We start from the raw sequence: 1,106 nt of genomic DNA, 5'->3' as shown, positions 1-1,106 counted from the left end.
CAAACAGGCTCAACATTAAAATGATCCGGCGCTTTCTTTAGAGTGGGTGTCTTGATAGTACCATCAAAATCATTAGTGTGCGAGCTAGACTGCTCTGCATAACTTCTAGCTGCCCCCCCATCTGAGCCCCATGCACGTGCCCATTATAGTCACGGCTAGGGATATGATACTTTCCTTCTCCGCGAAAAAACGCGTTCAATTCGTTGGAATTTATTGTCTCTTCAAATGCATTAGTTGTCATTTTATTTTCTTAGAACCAGGGAATTGTTTGACGAGGTTGAGTGGGTGTCTTGATAGTAGTAATCAGCCTCTCCATCTATTGCATCACCGTTTATTTTTTTGTCATAAAGGCAGAACGCCTAAGTTATTTAGGCTGCACAGAGGAGTTGAAAACTTTTCCAGGCTGTTTCTTTTCTATTGCGCACCAACACTTCTTGCAAAAGATCAACTTCCTAGAGCTATCAAGGTTGATATATTCGGGGACATTTACACCATTTTTTATTAGGTCAAAATCAATATCTGACTCAGACAACAATATATTACCTGCAGCTTTATCAGGAATAATACCCGTTGCCCAATCAAATTTGGCTCCGTTCTTCTCAAGCAAATCCAAAATTGGCGCGAGATGACTACAAACAGCCTTTTTAGTCGCAGGTTTAAATGGCGACTCAACAATATCTATCTTCATACTTTCTTATCCAATCCAGATCTAAATGCCGCGACTTTGGGGGATGGGGTATTGTCCGGCAAATCCTGAACATCAACTAATTCTAGTGCGTTCTCATGATCTTTAATGAATATTTGAGTTCCGCCACCATCACCCCATTGAGTGTTAGCAGCGACGGGACCTATAGGAGCTCGAGTATTTTTAACTACTTTATATTTTGCTAAGGAAGGGCGGTATTTAAAATCACCAGGCGCCTGCCCGTAGTCGCTCGGCCAAACTTGTAAAGCTTCGTTCATCGCCGCGGAAGAATGACCAAACTCGTCAACCGTTGCTTGTGTTGTGTAATATTCGCCTGCACCTGGATATAAACCGTCACCTAAAACCCAGACACCCACCCTATCACTTGCACGGGAATCTCGATAACTGTATATTTACCCAG

The 1,106-nt window shown here is 42.6% G+C and carries 2 protein-coding genes; both read right to left on the bottom strand.

Annotated features, from left to right (window positions below; all coding sequences use genetic code 11):
* Positions 1-364: 364 nt before the first annotated feature.
* Complete coding sequence (locus IDZ20_RS05770; protein ID WP_188150480.1) at positions 365-688, bottom strand: hypothetical protein; 324 nt, start codon at positions 686-688, stop codon at positions 365-367.
* A complete protein-coding gene (locus IDZ20_RS05765) occupies positions 685-1,062 on the bottom strand; it encodes a hypothetical protein (RefSeq protein WP_188150479.1) in 378 nt (125 codons plus the stop codon). The genes IDZ20_RS05770 and IDZ20_RS05765 overlap by 4 nt, the downstream gene beginning before the upstream one ends.
* Between the last annotated feature and the right edge of the window lie 44 nt (positions 1,063-1,106).

The organism is Teredinibacter waterburyi, assembly GCF_001922985.1.
In the GTDB taxonomy this organism is placed as follows: Bacteria; Pseudomonadota; Gammaproteobacteria; order Pseudomonadales; family Cellvibrionaceae; genus Teredinibacter; species Teredinibacter waterburyi.
This window is presented reverse-complemented; position numbering and strand designations above follow the sequence as displayed.